General features: G+C 42.2%; 19 protein-coding genes. 4 read left to right on the forward strand and 15 right to left on the reverse strand.

The window, feature by feature from the left end; translation table 11 throughout:
- Positions 1–8: 8 nt before the first annotated feature.
- Genes yhbY through ACIGG7_RS06685 form a run of 4 tightly spaced genes read right to left on the reverse strand, consistent with a single transcriptional unit; the run spans position 9 to position 2,763 of the window.
- Positions 9–302, reverse strand: a complete 294-nt coding sequence (yhbY, locus tag ACIGG7_RS06670; protein ID WP_224940066.1) for a ribosome assembly RNA-binding protein YhbY — start codon at positions 300–302, stop codon at positions 9–11.
- A complete protein-coding gene (aroE, locus tag ACIGG7_RS06675; protein WP_224940065.1) occupies positions 289–1,134 on the reverse strand; it encodes a shikimate dehydrogenase in 846 nt (281 codons plus the stop codon). Before aroE ends, yhbY begins: the two co-directional genes overlap by 14 nt.
- A 10-nt stretch (positions 1,135–1,144) precedes the next feature.
- Positions 1,145–2,245, reverse strand: coding sequence for a ribosome biogenesis GTPase YqeH (gene yqeH, locus ACIGG7_RS06680; RefSeq protein ID WP_224940064.1), 1,101 nt, complete (start codon positions 2,243–2,245; stop codon positions 1,145–1,147).
- Entirely contained in the window at positions 2,242–2,763 is a 522-nt protein-coding gene (locus ACIGG7_RS06685) for a YqeG family HAD IIIA-type phosphatase (RefSeq protein ID WP_224940063.1), read from the reverse strand. The genes yqeH and ACIGG7_RS06685 overlap by 4 nt, the downstream gene beginning before the upstream one ends.
- 449 nt (positions 2,764–3,212) lie before the next feature.
- Here ACIGG7_RS06685 and sda point away from each other — a divergent pair, with 449 nt between their 5' ends.
- Both sda and pssA read left to right on the forward strand, forming a co-directional pair.
- Positions 3,213–3,353: a sporulation histidine kinase inhibitor Sda gene (gene sda, locus ACIGG7_RS06690; RefSeq protein WP_044339579.1), complete on the forward strand. Its 141-nt coding sequence runs from the start codon at positions 3,213–3,215 to the stop codon at positions 3,351–3,353.
- A 309-nt stretch (positions 3,354–3,662) separates the two neighbouring features.
- Positions 3,663–4,202, forward strand: a complete 540-nt coding sequence (gene pssA, locus ACIGG7_RS06695; protein WP_224940062.1) for a CDP-diacylglycerol--serine O-phosphatidyltransferase — start codon at positions 3,663–3,665, stop codon at positions 4,200–4,202.
- 326 nt (positions 4,203–4,528) lie between these two features.
- Here pssA and ACIGG7_RS06700 read toward each other — a convergent pair whose 3' ends face one another.
- Positions 4,529–4,666, reverse strand: a complete 138-nt coding sequence (locus ACIGG7_RS06700; protein ID WP_224940061.1) for a hypothetical protein — start codon at positions 4,664–4,666, stop codon at positions 4,529–4,531.
- A 183-nt stretch (positions 4,667–4,849) separates the two neighbouring features.
- Here ACIGG7_RS06700 and sigK point away from each other — a divergent pair, with 183 nt between their 5' ends.
- Positions 4,850–5,566: an RNA polymerase sporulation sigma factor SigK gene (gene sigK / locus ACIGG7_RS06705; RefSeq protein WP_224940060.1), complete on the forward strand. Its 717-nt coding sequence runs from the start codon at positions 4,850–4,852 to the stop codon at positions 5,564–5,566.
- A gap of 468 nt (positions 5,567–6,034) precedes the next feature.
- Here sigK and ACIGG7_RS06710 read toward each other — a convergent pair whose 3' ends face one another.
- From ACIGG7_RS06710 to ACIGG7_RS06735, 6 genes are all read right to left on the reverse strand, one after another.
- The gene (locus tag ACIGG7_RS06710; protein WP_397549214.1) at positions 6,035–6,175 is read right to left on the reverse strand and encodes a YrzI family small protein; all 141 of its coding nucleotides are present in this window, start codon (positions 6,173–6,175) and stop codon (positions 6,035–6,037) included.
- A gap of 370 nt (positions 6,176–6,545) precedes the next feature.
- Positions 6,546–6,785 carry a YrhC family protein gene (locus ACIGG7_RS06715; protein WP_397549215.1) on the reverse strand — a complete coding sequence of 80 codons (240 nt, stop codon included), beginning with the start codon at positions 6,783–6,785 and terminating at the stop codon, positions 6,546–6,548.
- A 102-nt stretch (positions 6,786–6,887) separates the two neighbouring features.
- Positions 6,888–8,024, reverse strand: a complete 1,137-nt coding sequence (locus tag ACIGG7_RS06720) for a bifunctional cystathionine gamma-lyase/homocysteine desulfhydrase (protein WP_397549216.1) — start codon at positions 8,022–8,024, stop codon at positions 6,888–6,890.
- A 2-nt stretch (positions 8,025–8,026) separates the two neighbouring features.
- Entirely contained in the window at positions 8,027–8,950 is a 924-nt protein-coding gene (locus ACIGG7_RS06725; RefSeq protein ID WP_397549217.1) for a PLP-dependent cysteine synthase family protein, read from the reverse strand.
- Between the two features lie 137 nt (positions 8,951–9,087).
- Positions 9,088–9,780: a 5'-methylthioadenosine/S-adenosylhomocysteine nucleosidase gene (mtnN, locus tag ACIGG7_RS06730; RefSeq protein ID WP_224940055.1), complete on the reverse strand. Its 693-nt coding sequence runs from the start codon at positions 9,778–9,780 to the stop codon at positions 9,088–9,090.
- Between the two features lie 15 nt (positions 9,781–9,795).
- Positions 9,796–10,434 (reverse strand): class I SAM-dependent DNA methyltransferase, encoded by a 639-nt coding sequence (locus tag ACIGG7_RS06735; RefSeq protein ID WP_224940054.1) that lies wholly within the window; start codon positions 10,432–10,434, stop codon positions 9,796–9,798.
- A gap of 189 nt (positions 10,435–10,623) precedes the next feature.
- Between ACIGG7_RS06735 and ACIGG7_RS06740 the strand changes: the two genes are divergently transcribed.
- Positions 10,624–10,830, forward strand: coding sequence for a DUF2536 family protein (locus ACIGG7_RS06740; protein ID WP_224940053.1), 207 nt, complete (start codon positions 10,624–10,626; stop codon positions 10,828–10,830).
- A 248-nt stretch (positions 10,831–11,078) separates the two neighbouring features.
- Here ACIGG7_RS06740 and ACIGG7_RS06745 read toward each other — a convergent pair whose 3' ends face one another.
- The 4 genes from ACIGG7_RS06745 to udk form a co-directional block, all read right to left on the reverse strand.
- Positions 11,079–11,783, reverse strand: coding sequence for a YrrS family protein (locus ACIGG7_RS06745; RefSeq protein WP_397549218.1), 705 nt, complete (start codon positions 11,781–11,783; stop codon positions 11,079–11,081).
- A 117-nt stretch (positions 11,784–11,900) separates the two neighbouring features.
- Positions 11,901–13,658 (reverse strand): peptidoglycan D,D-transpeptidase FtsI family protein, encoded by a 1,758-nt coding sequence (locus ACIGG7_RS06750; RefSeq protein ID WP_397549219.1) that lies wholly within the window; start codon positions 13,656–13,658, stop codon positions 11,901–11,903.
- 101 nt (positions 13,659–13,759) lie between these two features.
- Positions 13,760–14,236 (reverse strand): transcription elongation factor GreA, encoded by a 477-nt coding sequence (greA, locus tag ACIGG7_RS06755; protein WP_034760526.1) that lies wholly within the window; start codon positions 14,234–14,236, stop codon positions 13,760–13,762.
- A 173-nt stretch (positions 14,237–14,409) separates the two neighbouring features.
- Positions 14,410–15,045, reverse strand: coding sequence for a uridine kinase (gene udk, locus ACIGG7_RS06760; protein WP_224940050.1), 636 nt, complete (start codon positions 15,043–15,045; stop codon positions 14,410–14,412).
- Between the last annotated feature and the right edge of the window lie 2 nt (positions 15,046–15,047).

Here is a 15,047-nt window from a genome sequence, read left to right on the forward strand (position 1 = left end):
ACCAATCCTTATCTTGGTAGAATTATTTGCTTATTTTCTTTGGATTCTTTATAAAGGACGATGGTGTTTCCAATGATTTGGACAACATCAGCCCCTACACCTTCTGATAGCTCTTCGGCAACCTCAGACTTATCCATATCACAATTTTGAAGGATGCTGATTTTCATCAGTTCTCTTACTTCGATGGCTTCACTGACCGTTTTGATCATATTATCATTGACTCCGCCTTTTCCTACTTGAAAAACCGGATTTAAATGGTGTGCTTCTGAACGTAAAAATCTTTTTTGTTTACCTGTTAACATGTTGACCTCCTAGTTGTTGTAAAACGGTGTTTTTCATGATCGTATAGGAAGGGGTTATCCCTGTCCACATTTTGAATGAGTGCGCCCCCTGATAAACGAACATATCGAGTCCGTTTTGTGTGAGGGCACCTTTTTGTTTGGCCTGCTTTAGTAATGCCGTTTCTAAAGGATTATATATTATATCACTGACGATGCTTCCGTGCTTTAAATCACTGATTACCAACGGACTGTCTTCAATATGAGGGAACATGCCGATGGATGTGGTCTGGATGATAACATCATATTGCTGCAATGTTTTCTCAGAAGCTTCCAGAGGAAGAAAATCAGAATGCAATTCAAAAGGGCATCCTTCTATCATCTTTTCAGCTCTCCCAGGTGTCCGATTCGTTACATCGATCCTCTTAACACCGGAAGAAGCAAGTGTATAATAGATTGCCCTGGCGGCACCGCCTGCCCCTATGATCAGCATTGATTTATTTTCAAGCTGTTCACCGGCTATCTTCTTCAAGCCTTCTACAAACCCTAGACCGTCTGTATTATAACCAATCAGCTTGCCGCTTTCATTTACAATCGTATTGACAGCACCGATGGCCTCCGCCAATGGATCAATCCTGTCCAGGAGTGACATGACGTGTTCCTTATGCGGAACCGTTACATTCACCCCTCGAATTCCCAGTGCCTTGATTCCAAGAATAGCATCAGGGAGCTGCTCTTTCTGCACGTGAAATTTAACATATTCTGCGTCTATTCCCTTATCATTAAACGCACTTTTATGCATCAGGGGGGACATGGAATGAGCAATCGGATCCCCGATGACACCAAATAGAGCCATAGAATCCCTCCTAGATCAGTGATTTTCTCAAGAAGACGCTGACGCCTTTAGGAACGTGTGCTGCAATGGTGGCACCTGCATCGTTTACGGTAATCCACCCTAAACCGGAGAAAACGATATCCGTTTTAGCTTCCTTGATTCTGAACTCATGCCTTACAAGTGGAGGGAACTCGTCCATGTCGTCCTTTCGTGGCGGCTGTAACAGTTCACCGGCATGGTTTTTATAGAGCTCATCCGCCTTTTCAACCTTCGTACGATGGATGGAAAGTTCATTTGAGAAATAGCAAGTAAACGGCTGACGCTCACCGGCCATGAAATCAAAACGGGCCAGTCCTCCAAAGAACAAAGTTTGTTCGGGGTTCAACTGGAACGTCCTAGGCTTAATCTCTTTTTTAGGCGTTATGATTTTCAAATCCTGCTTATCAACAAAATGGGCCATCTGATGATGATTGATAATTCCAGGAGTATCAATTAAATATTCTTCATCATCCAATGGAATTTGAATCATATCAAGAGTCGTTCCCGGGAAGTGGGATGTGGTGATAACATCCTGCTCTCCTGAAACATGTTTGATGATGCGGTTGATGAAGGTTGATTTTCCTACGTTCGTACATCCCACCACATAGACATCTTTACCATTACGATATTCTTCGATTGCTTCAATCGCTTCGGCAATTCCCTGCCCCTTATGAGCACTCACCAATTGAACATCGATCGGTTTCAATCCCAATTGACTTGCTTCATGCTTCATCCAATGAATCAATTTGGAGTGTTTCACTGACTTAGGAAGCAAATCAACCTTGTTTCCGATCAGAAGGATCGGGTTGGATCCGACGAACCGGTGGAGTCCTGGAAGCCAGCTTCCATTAAAGTCGAAAATATCTACGACTTTGACGATCAGCCCTTCTGATTCCCCAAGCTCATTTAATATTTTCAAGAAGTCGTCATCAGTCAACGGAACATCCTGGACCTCATTATAATGCTTTAATCTGAAACAGCGTTGACAAATGATCTCTTCTTTTTGAAGAGCCGAAGGAGGGGCATATCCCATTCCTTCTTTATTTTCCGTCTGGATTTCAACGCCACAACCTATACATACAACTTGACTCACTTTTTATCCTCCCACTCAAGCATGCCTTTACGCTTGAAAAACTTCATGATTCTGCGTTCCACTTGACGATTGAACTTTGTAAAGAAGCCATCTGATTGGGCCACCGGAACAACCAGTATGGTATGAAATCCACTTCGATTTCCACCCAGTACGTCCGTTAACAGCTGGTCCCCGATAACAACCGCTTCTTCCTTCTTGACACCCATTTCCTTAATGGCTTTCTTGAAAGCACGCCCCATAGGCTTACGTGCCTGGAATATAAATGGAACTCCCAAGGGTTCAGCAAATGCTCCGACCCTGTTTTTATTATTATTCGATACAATGGTCACAAGAATCCCCTGCTCCTGCATCTCTTTAAACCACTGAATTAATTTCGGGGTGGCGTTGGGTCTATCCCATTCCACCAACGTATTATCCAGGTCGGTGATGATGGCCTTGATCCCCTTTTCCTTAAGATGACCCGGGCTGATACTAAAAATATCCTGAACCTGTTCATTGGGTAAAAATTGCTTGATCACTCGCTACACCTCAAATTTCTTAATCGATTATATGATAATTGTGTTCGATATTTTCTTGTTAGAACGTCCAATTGGTAAAAAGAAAGTGTTTCTTCCATATACCTTTAACCTATAACAGATTAATGATAACCAATTTTACATACAGATTCAAAATAAATCATATATATTCCTGGAATTTCAAGCATATTCTTAAAATAAATAAATATTTTTCGACAAATTTCCAGTTCCGCTCAAGGTTGTGGATAACCTTATTCACATTATACAGAACACAAACATCGCTTATTTACCAGTTATATACAAGTTAGTCACAACTTATCCACCATGAACTGTGGATAACGGAACGCTTGTTCTGAAAAAATAAATTTGGTAAAGTTTAATTACTACTTAAAAACGTACTTACAATAAATTTTTGAGATACAAAAAGATAATGGCTATTGGAGGTGGCATTAATGAGGAAATTATCGGACGAACTGTTGATTGATTCTTATTTCAAAGCGCTGGAGTTGAAACTCAATACAGAATTCATTCGCCTCATCGAAATGGAAATTCACCGTCGATCTCTTACTAATAAAATAAAAGCTACTTCGTAGAATACGAACATGAAACGGGACGGATTTGTTTAGAATCCGTCCTTTTTTTATTCATTAGATTCCCCGGTATTTTCCCTGCCGACTCATTTCCGGGAACTCCTTATGGTCAGTACACCGATCAATTCTACATCATTTCAAAAAAATGATTAACTTTAGCAGTTTAATAAGTATATAATAAAATATTATTATATACTATATTTAAAAGAATCTTTTTTTCAACGTATAAGGTAAGGATTATTTGTTCAAGCATTCTTAGCCATATATCATGTTCAACAGTGAACAAACTTAATTAGAAGGAGTGAGTGTTGATTGTTTCTCTCCGGTGTCATCGATCAAACGTTCAAAAAGCTTAAAGCCCAAACAGCCAACCTAATTACCCTATCCAATTTATCATTAGGTGGTATTGCCATTATTTCGATTCTTCATAACCAATTACATTTAAGTCTGATTCTCATCTTCATCGCTGCATTAACTGACCGATTCGATGGAATGGTGGCTAGAAGGTTGAACATCGAGTCAGAATTAGGCAAGCAGCTGGATTCCATGAGCGACATCATTTCCTTCGGGGTGGCCCCGGCTTTACTTATGTATACGGCTGCTCTCAACCAGTTTGACTTACCAGGCATGTTTTTCACTATTTTATATTTGGCCTGTGGTGCTTATCGACTGGCACGTTTCAATATCACAGAAAATGACGGCTACTTTACCGGTTTGCCGATTACCGCTGCCGGCTGTTTATTGACAATGTGCTACTTCGCGATCCCACATATTTCAAACGTGCTGCTGTTATGCATCGTGATCATACTATCAATCTTGATGATCAGCCCGTTTACACTAAAGAAGATGTAATGTACAAAGAACCCGGGGCACCGGGTTCTTTTGTTTGTTTTGGATCGGGCCAGATCAAGCCGCCTCCGCTTTTCTTCTTATCCAGCTCCGGGGCTTAGAGGCTCGAAGTCATAAGTCAAACCTGCCAAAAAGGCAAAGAGCCCCTTTCCGACAGGTTCGCCTTATGCTTGTCGCCTCTGGGCAAAGCCCCTCCGCTTTTCTTTGTCCAGCTCCAGCGGCTTGGCCCTCGAGGTCATAAGCTAAATCGACCAAAAAGGCAAAGAACGCCTTTCCGGTCGATTCATCTTATGCTTGTCGGGCCAGATCAAGCCGCCTCCGCTTTTCGTTTAACAGTTGGTGTAGTACCACCAGCCACCGAATAGGAAAAGTAGGATGAGTAATACGACGACGAGGGCAAAGTAGAATCCTCCACCGCCATAATAACCTGGATAGACTGGTCCGTAACACGGATATCCATAAGGCATGGCCATACCTCCTCACTCACTTTTACTATCAGTATATGTATCTAGGGAATGTGCGTATAGGCAGTTTTCCTCTTTATTACGGAAATAGCGCAATTTTCCCGATTACTTTACGTGGACATGCAAGGACAATCCATCTTTATCATAAGAATGATTATAGGCTTAAGTCCTAATGGAGGTGGAAGTATGTCTGGAGTTCTAACAGCACTGGGTTATTTCTTCAAGGAGTTAATTTTCCTCGTTTCTTACGTTAAAAATAACGCCTTTCCTCAACCACTTTCCGCTGCAGATGAACGGAAATATTTAAGGCTGATGGCAGATGGGGACGAACACGCACGCAACATGCTCATCGAACATAATCTCAGGTTGGTTGCCCACATCGTCAAGAAATTTGAAAACACAGGCGAAGATCCAGAGGATTTGATTTCCATCGGGACCATCGGATTGATCAAAGCCATTGAAAGCTATTCAGAAGGAAAAGGCACAAAGCTAGCCACCTATGCAGCACGTTGTATCGAGAATGAAATCCTTATGCACCTGCGCGCCCTCAAGAAAACCAAGAAAGATGTTTCCCTTCATGACCCCATCGGCCAGGATAAGGAAGGAAACGAAATCAGCTTGATCGATATTTTAAAGTCGGAAAGCGATGATGTCATTGATACCATTCAATTAAGCATGGAACTCGAAAAGGTCAGAAAATATATCTGTGTTCTGGATGAAAGGGAAAAGGAAGTCATTGTCGGACGATTCGGATTGGACTTAAAAGAAGAAAAGACCCAAAGAGAAATAGCAAAGGAACTAGGGATCTCAAGAAGCTATGTCTCACGGATCGAAAAACGGGCGCTCATGAAGATGTTTCACGAATTCTATCGTGAGGAAAAAGAAAAACGGAATAAATCCTAATAAAGAAAAGCGGTCCAAGGACCGCTTTTCTTTTCATTTTCACTACTCTACACTGACTTCTGCAGAAATGATCAAACCAATCACAGATGTCATAATAAGACCCATGATCATTGAGAACATCGTCATCCCTCTCCCTCAGTAATATGCACTTCTTACTATTAATGTATCACGAATTAACCAATTCTCCCCTTCCATTCGTGAACAACTCTTTACTAAAGATTGACAGATGTGTGACCAGTCTGTATAAAAAGAGGAGAATACCCACTAACGAGTATCCTCCTCCATCTACACATTCATTCTGCGCTTCTTCTTTTTATGGAAGAAAGCGGACCAAATGACAATATTCAAAAACATCTCTCCACCACCCTCTTTCGTTAGGCAGTATCCTTCTCTACCCATAGCGCATTCAACATTTTCTCCTGTAAATAAATCATCTTTATTCTCCTCTCCATATTTTGATCTTAAGAATTAAAACAATTGAGACATAAAGTGTTGCTTCGCTTTCGTTTCTTCAAAGTTTTTTAAAACCGTTTCGTTGTGAGAAGCTTCTTCAAACGTTGCTTGTTTCTTATTAAAGGTTACAGTTATAAATAAAAGATTCAGTGTCATACATATCACCCCTTTCAACGTGCCTGCAAAAGTGCAGGGCAAAATAAAAAGCCACAAAGAGACCGATCCTTGTGGCACAAAAAAGCCACAGGAATCTACATTCTCCCTGTGGCTATCATTTAATGAAATTAAAATTAAGCAAAAAACATCCCACAAGTGGTCGAATGATGAAAACGATATGAAGTTGTGTGTTTATTTCCAATAAGCACGAACATTTCCTTCGACCTCCCATTAGTGTTTTTTTCTTACATTGGTTAGTATATCCAATTTCCATAGTAATGTAAACTCTTTTCTTGCATTTATTTTCTACAATTTTCCACATTTACTCATACAAAAAAACGGGTCCTCCACGAGGACCCGTTTTTGTTATTTATTCATCTGCTGACTGCAGATCTTTCTTATACTTGATCGCTTTAATGAAAAAGAATAGTGACAGCCCGAGTAAAACAACGGTCCCTGTCATGAGAGGGATCATTTTGCCGGGTGTAACCGTTACTGTTGGAATGATGACGCCTAAATACATGAAGACACTCAGTGCAAGTAACGTAAAACCAAATCGTTTGAAGTCGATGACGTTATGCTGAATAGTCTTTTTGCTTGTATTTTTCATATGCATTCACCTACTTTAGAACTAGTAAACTCTTATTCTATCGTAACATATGAATGGAAGCAGGCGGGCATGTAATTGATACCAGCTCTGCCACACGTATCCCTACTTGGAAAGGGCAGTTTCTATATCTTCAATCAGATCTTCCACATCTTCAAGTCCTACAGAGATCCGAACGAGGCCGTCTGTGATTCCGAGTTCGTTCCGACGCTCACTCGGGATGGATGCATGGGTCATGCGGGCTGGAACAGAAATCAAGCTTTCTACCGCCCCCAGACTTTCAGCCAATGTGAAGAATTTTGTATTCGTTAAAAGGCGGTCTGCATTTTCCTCACTGCCTACATCAAAGGAAACCATGCCACCAAATCCTGTTGCCTGCTTCTTGGCGATGGAGTGATTGGGGTGAGTTTCTAGACCTGGGTAGTATACCTTCGATACTTTCGGATGAGAAGTAAGGAACTCGACAATTTTTCTTGTGTTTTCTTCATGCTCTTCCATTCTAAGTCCCAGTGTTTTAATTCCTCGAATGAGCAACCACGAATCCTGCGGTCCAAGAACCCCACCTGTGGAATTCTGAACGAAGAATAACTCTTCTGCAAGTTCTTCTGAATTCACCACAACCAGACCTGCGACTACATCACTGTGTCCTCCGATATATTTCGTCGCACTATGAAGGACGACGTCTGCACCAAGGCTGATCGGATTCTGCCAATACGGGGTGCTGAACGTATTATCTACGATTGTCAGCAAATTGTGTTTCTTGGCTAAAGAAGCTGCCGCCTCGATATCGGTGATTTTCAGTAATGGATTGGTTGGTGTTTCAATGTATACAGCCTTTGTATTCGGTTGAATGGCCTTCTCGATATTGCTGACATCACTTGTGTCTACGAATGTAGATTCAATGCCAATGCGGTTTAACACCTTGGTCATGACGCGGTAGGTACCGCCATAAACGTCATCTGTCATCACAATATGATCGCCGCTGTTGAACATCATCATGACCGCCGTGATGGCCGCCATTCCCGATCCAAAAGCAAACCCTTTTTCTCCGCCTTCCAAATCCTTGATCAGCTCTTCCAGAGCGTGGCGGGTCGGATTTCCTGAACGTGAGTATTCAAAGCCTTTATGCTTTCCTACTTCATCCTGCTTATACGTGCTAACCTGATATATCGGAGTGGAGACAGCACCTGTTTGAGGATCTGTCGGGATACCACCGTGAATTAATTGTGTTTTCTTTTTCATGATTAGATTCCTCCTTGATAAATTTTCTTACTTAAATATCGTTCGCTTGAATCCGGAAAAATCGTGACGATATGACTTCCCGGTTCAGCTTTTTCTGCCTCGAGTAAGGCTGCATGGAGGGCGGCTCCAGAAGAACTCCCTACCAAAAGCCCTTCCAATGATGCAAGTTCCTGCACCCTTTTGAAAGCATCATCGTCTGTGATGGTGTGGATACTGTTGAAGTAATCTGTATCCATATATTCAGGCAGGAACTCCATGCCAATGCCTTCCGTTTTATGAGGTCCTGATTCTCCTCCATTGAGGATGGATCCTTCTGGTTCGACAATCACTGTTTTAATCGTATCACTCATTTCTTTAAGAAAGCGTGCCGTCCCCATAAAGGTACCGCCTGTGCCAGCACCAGCGACGAAGGTATGGATTTGACCATCCATCTGCCTCCACAGCTCCGGACCCAGCGTTTTGTAATACGTATTCGGATTGGCTTCATTTCCAAATTGCTGGGGGGAATAGGAATTTGGCGTTTCATTGACCAATTCTGCCGCTTTTTCAATGGCTCCCTTCATTCCCTTTTCCGTAGGCGTATGAACGATTTCTGCTCCAAGCGCCTTCATCAGCTCCTGTTTTTCCATGCTGAATTTCTCCGGTATACAGAATACCACTTTGTACCCTGAATTCACGGCGGCTAAAGCCAAACCAATCCCCGTATTGCCTGCCGTCGGTTCAATGAAGGTTCCCCCGGGCTGTATTTTTCCAGTTTCAATCGCGTCTTCTAACAGCTCCAGCCCCAGGCGGTCCTTCACGCTTCCTCCAGGGTTAAAAAACTCCAGTTTAGCAAAAAGGCGGACGCCATTCTTCAAAGGGAAGTGTGTGAGTTCCACAATGGGTGTGTTTCCTATCAGTTCATGTACCCCTTTATACACGTCCATACCTATAATCCCCCTTTAAACAAAACTGACCCACGTACCCACCATTCTCATAAATGATGAATGGACTGCTTGTTGAACATGTCCTATCTCAATTGATGAGTGGTGAAGGTGCCTGGGTCAGCTGTATTTTCAATGTATTAAACAGATTTTACAATGCTCATGACCATTTTCGCAGAATGCAGTGCCGCTTTTTCTAAATATTGATCAAAGGAAACATCTGATTCCTTGCCTGCAATGTCGGATAGTGATCGAATGATAACAAATGGAACCTGGAATTGATGTGCCACTTGTGCAATGGCGGCCGCTTCCATCTCCACTGCCTGTAAGCCAGTGAATTTATCACGAATCGCATCCACACGCTTCGGATCATTCATGAACGAATCGCCAGTAGCGATCAATCCGGATACCACCTGTGCGTCTCCGAGTTCCTTTACACTATTGATAGCGGTTTGCTTCAATTTCTCGTCTGCAGTAAAGGCTGCCGGCAGCTGTGGTACCTGACCATATTCATATCCGAATGCTGTTACATCCACATCATGATGTCTTACTTCAGTTGAAATGACAACATCCCCAACATTTAGAGAAGGATCGAATCCTCCTGCTGACCCTGTGTTGATGATGCAGTCCGGCTTGAAGTGCTGCAATAGAACAGCCGTTGACATCGCTGCATTCACTTTTCCGATACCTGAACGAAGTAAAATCACTTCTTTGTCATGCATAGTACCACTTGTATATTCACATCCTGCGATCGTTTCCACTGCAGGATTTGAAATATTCTCTCTTAATAGGGCTACTTCTTCTTCCATTGCTCCAATGATGGCGATTTTCATTATTTAAACCTCTTTCTACTGTTTAGTCGCCTCCATGATCCACACAAACGTATTCACTTGCTTAAAACGGACCGAAAACCCATTCTCATGTAATAACTCTCTCAATACATCCAGAGTGGTGTAATATTCACGTTTTAAATCTTCAGCAAGGTTATCATACTCTTTCTTCATTGCCAGGGATATGGCGGCTTGATAATGCTGCTCCGTTTCAAACATCGTATCAGCAAATACTATTTTACCACCTTGTACTAGAAGCTTTCCATAGATGCCGAAAGCTTTTCCCTTTTCTTCATCGGTTAAGTGATGAAACGCATATGAACTTACAATGGAATCGGCTCCTCCTTCTATAGAAAAATCCAGAAAGTCTCCGTCTCTGAAGGTAACCTGTTCCCCAAGCTTTTGCATTCCAATCGCTCTCATTTCCGGGGAAGGTTCGAAGGGGATGACCTCAAGTCCTGCTTCCAATAATTTCTTGGTAAGATTTCCTGTACCGGGTCCAAACTCCACGACTCTTCCCTTCGAATGGGATGCGACTTCCTCAAGAATCGATTCATAATGTTCGAAAACCGCTTGATATTCCACGTCTTTCCCAGTCACTGTATCATCATAAGAATCCGCCCAGTCTTCGAACAGATCCAAAAACTCTCTACCCATGGTTCAGCACCTCAGTTGCATTAAGTTTATAATTCCTATAAACATACTATGAATTAATATTAAAACTGTTATTAAATTATCATATTCTCCTGACTAATTCAACAAATATTATTTGTAAAAAAGGGAGATGGGCACTAAAATAAAGATGGTCAACCCATCTGGATCAACGTTATGAAGGAGGTTTCCCCCATGAATATTTCATTTGATTTAATTGAAGATAAAGTAGAATTTTTCGAAGCGGACAGTATGCGGACGCTGGAGAAGAAGGTAGACGAGCAAATTCAGCATAACAAAGCCATCATGCTCTCCGTTCACCATGTGGATCATGCCGTTTCCATCGATGAGAATGGCAGAAGATTGTACAGTGCGGCGGTTCATTTTAAAGTGAAGAAGTAACCATGGGTAAAGGCCCTTCCTTATCGGCAGGGCCTTATTTTTATGTTTTCATAGATAGCAACGGATTTCCTATGTATCAGTAGGATGATGCCGGTTATTTTTGACCAACATTCAGTTAGGACGAGGTAAATCCAGCCGAAATGGAACTTAATCCAGCCATTTTACATTAATTTTTTAAAAACAAAACATCAATCTAACCACTACACAAAAAAAGAGAGCCCTTAGGACCCTCTTCTCCAAACTTCACATTAAGAAGCTTTATCATTTTCCTTTAATTCCTGAACTTTCGTCGGCTGCCAACCTTTGCCGTCTACCCACTGCAGATATACACGATAAGGTGTCTTTGTATCCTTTGCTGTCACGGTGGCCATGGACTTCTGAGGACCACCATTCCCTTCGACCCACCAAACGGTCATATTGGATTCCTGAATGCCGGTTGCATATGAAACAGCCGTAATTTTTTCCTGCCAGTCGACAGTGCCTTGATCATAAGAAGAGACGTGTTCACCTGTCTGCTCAGTCCCAATAGGCTTCCAGTCAGGATGCACCATCGTTTTCGCCACATTAGGTTCGTCACTTTCCTCTACTTGCATCTTGCTGTCATCTTCTCCATCTAATGCGACATTTTCTTTACTGTCATCAGAAGATTCGTCTTGCTTTTGCTCATCTTCTTTATCATTTTCTTCGTCAGCTTTATCCTCTGAATCACTGTTTTCTTCCATTGAAACAGATTTATCGCTATCTTTATCTTCTTTTGCGCTTTTATCGCTAGTAGCATCTTTTGTCTCTGAATTCTTAGGAGCGTCTGTTGTTGCTTTTTCGTCTCCTCCACCAAATACAATGGTGCCTCCGACAACGACAATCAATAGAAGTACAACTGCAATCATGATGTTTAGAATTTTATTTGTATTTCTCTTGGATCGTTTATCTAATCGAGATTGGTATTTCGCCATTGTGTTCCCTCCCTATTATCCTAAACATTTTAACATGATAAGAGGAAAAGAATAAAGCGAAACATTATCCAGCCTGCCTACAAAGGGAAAATGGTCACAGGAAGTAGGTATTGCCTATCATTGATTTTCAAGTCGATAGATGGCATCGACGCCATCTTTGAAGATGGGGTAGATTCCCCCTTCGTTAATGGTCACGTCCATGTTGACGGCAACAAGGACGTATTTGGGATGTTCGAAAGGGAAGTAGCCGGCGAACCATTTATTATATAATTCATTTGCCTTCACTTTTTCTCCCCGGTAATTTCCGGTCTGTGCGGTTCCGGTCTTTCCAGCGATGGTGTAGGCGGCCGTTTGCAAATAGGTTGCCGTTCCTTCCGACGAGTTCACCACGCCCCTTAAATATTGTTGAAGCTTCATGGCCGTATAAGGGGTTATGGTCTCGCCCTCGATCTTCTGTTTAGGGAAGGAAAACATATTGGACCCATTTTGATACTGTACGGACGATACGGCACTCACTTGAAACTTCTCTCCACCCCTGGCAATGGTAGCCATCATATTCGCGATACCGAGCGGTGTGACCCGGACTTCCCGTTGTCCTATTCCTGTCTGTGAAACATAGTTCGAATCTTTTCTTTCATCATTGGATACAAAAATCCTTCCATCACTCACCTGCAGCTGTGGAAAATCTTCGTAATGAAAAACGTCCCCTTTCCAAGAGATATCACCGATTAGCCCGATCTTCTCTGCGTATTCATCCAGGAGATGATCATCCTTTTCCGTCAGCTCTTTCGCAAGGTCCGCAAACGTCCGGTTACAGCTAACTGCGATGCTGCTCTTAATATTGATGTTCCCGTGAGGCTTTTCCGCTGCTCCACCACGGATATCTTCATCACACGGAAAAAGCCGTGTCTCATCAACTAATCCTTCATCCATGGCTGCAGCCGCCACGACGGTCTTGAACACAGATCCAGGGATCAGTGCTTTCAGCATGTAATTCGTCGCCCCCCCACTAAAAGGATCACGGCTTTTCATGGCAGGTCTTGAAACACTGGCGAGTATTTCACTTTTTTCAATATCAAGAAGAAGCAGTCCCCCCTTCTGAATGTGATACGTATCTGCCACTTCTTCCAAGGCAAGCTGCATATCGGCATCAATGGTCGTTTTAACATTCAAAGGGTAGAATGGATTGGCCGGTGCCAGGTACTTAACATCTACTCCGAATAATGGTCCCCCTCTTGCATCGACATGATAAATCAGCTTTGCTTCCTCCTCCGCCACGAGCCACTCATCAAAATTCTCTTGAAGCCCTGAGACCCCGATTTTCTGATTGGCACCCTTCACTCTGTCTGGGTACCTTTCGTGAAATTCATTTGTGTTTTCACCCGTTACCCCAATCAGCTGCGAAGCAGGAACATCACTGCTTTTAAACTTTTTCGTTAGAGCAAATACCCCCTGTATTTCAAGTGAATTAATTTCTTTCATCTGCTCTTCCGAAAGCCTAAAGGGCTCTTTCCCGCCGAAAATGATAGGGCCATTCGCTTCCTTCACTTTTGATTGAATCGTTGATGCAGGGACATGAAGGATATCTGCTACTTTCTCCACTGGCCATTCCATTTGGTCAAGGAAAGGAAATAGAACCAGGACGTTTTTTTCAGTAAACGTAAGGGGGACGCCGTTTCGGTCTAGGAATTCTCCCCTGCCTTCATCGATCACCAATTGCTGCGTCCGTTGTGTGACACTTTCTTCAAGGAGATTGATTTTATGATCAGAATAAGATTCGGTTTGAAATAATTGCAGCTGCATCAATCTCCCAGATAGAGCACAGAAAGCAAGTAATAGGACGATACTAAACAGCCTGATTCGTTTCCGTTTCATTTTGTCACCTCGTCCACATTGTTGACGAGAATCATATGAAATAATCTTCTTGAGGCATAAAAAAAGAAGGGACTCACATTGTGAGTCCCTTCTAAACAAAATCAGCTTACTTCTACAATCTTAACGCTCATTTCCCCGCCTGGAGTCTGAACATTCACTTCTGCGCCTACTTTATGACCAAGAAGGCTTTTCGCGATTGGTGAATCATTCGAAATCTTTCCTTCGAATGGATCAGCTTCTGCACTACCAACGATGGTGTAGGTTTCTTTATCACCGTCTGGTAATTCGACGAATGTCACTTTTTTACCTAATTGTACTGTATCTGAATTCATGTCATCTTCTTGAATGATTTTCGCGTTGCGAATCATGTTTTCTAATGTAGAAATACGACCTTCGACGAATGCTTGTTCATCTTTCGCTGCGTCGTACTCGGAGTTCTCGGATAAATCTCCAAAGCTGCGAGCGATCTTGATGCGCTCAACCACTTCTTTACGTTTAACCGTTTTCAAATTCTCTAGTTCTTTTTCTAACTTTTCTTTACCTTCTGCTGTCATAGGAAATACTTTTTCTGTACTCATGACCCTCTTCACTCCTTTTCTCTCTAAGAGCTTTCCCGTACTCTATATGTAAATGTGCTACGTATGTAAAGGGAGGGAATGGAGGGAGAATCTCTTCTCACTCCATTCCCTGCTTCTTTACAATGTGGGAAAATGTAAAATCTAGCCTATATGTCTTTATCTATGCTATCGTATTACAAAAATGACTTTTGTTCAAGAATTGTTTGAATTTTTGTTACCATTAAATCGATCGCCACGTGATTATGGCCGCCTTCAGGGATGATCACATCGGCATATCGCTTTGTCGGTTCAATGAATTGATTGTGCATCGGACGAACGACTGTAATGTATTGATCGATGACGGAATCGATGGAACGGCCGCGCTCTTTAATATCACGAAGCATTCTTCTGATGATGCGAAGATCAGCGTCCGTATCTACATATAACTTGATATCCATTAAGTTACGCAATCTTTCATCTTCTAATACTAAAATTCCTTCTAAAATAATGACATCCTTCGGTTCAACAAGAATCGTCTCCTCCGAACGGGTATGCATTTTATAATCATAGACCGGTTTATTAACGGACTGATGATCTAAAAGGCCGTGCAAATGCTGAATCAACAGATCATTATCAAAGGCTAGCGGATGATCGTAATTCGTTTTCAAACGTTCCTCGAATGGTAGATTGGACTGATCTTTATAATAATAATCCTGTTGCAGCATTAAAATCGAATGACCTTGAAATTGCTCATAAATGGCTTTGGTGACACTTGTTTTACCAGAGCCTGATCCTCCTGCTACACCGATCACAACGGGTTTCTGCTTCATAA

It is taken from the genome of Rossellomorea sp. NPDC077527, from assembly GCF_044542955.1.
GTDB lineage: Bacteria > Bacillota > Bacilli > Bacillales > Bacillaceae_B > Rossellomorea > Rossellomorea aquimaris_E.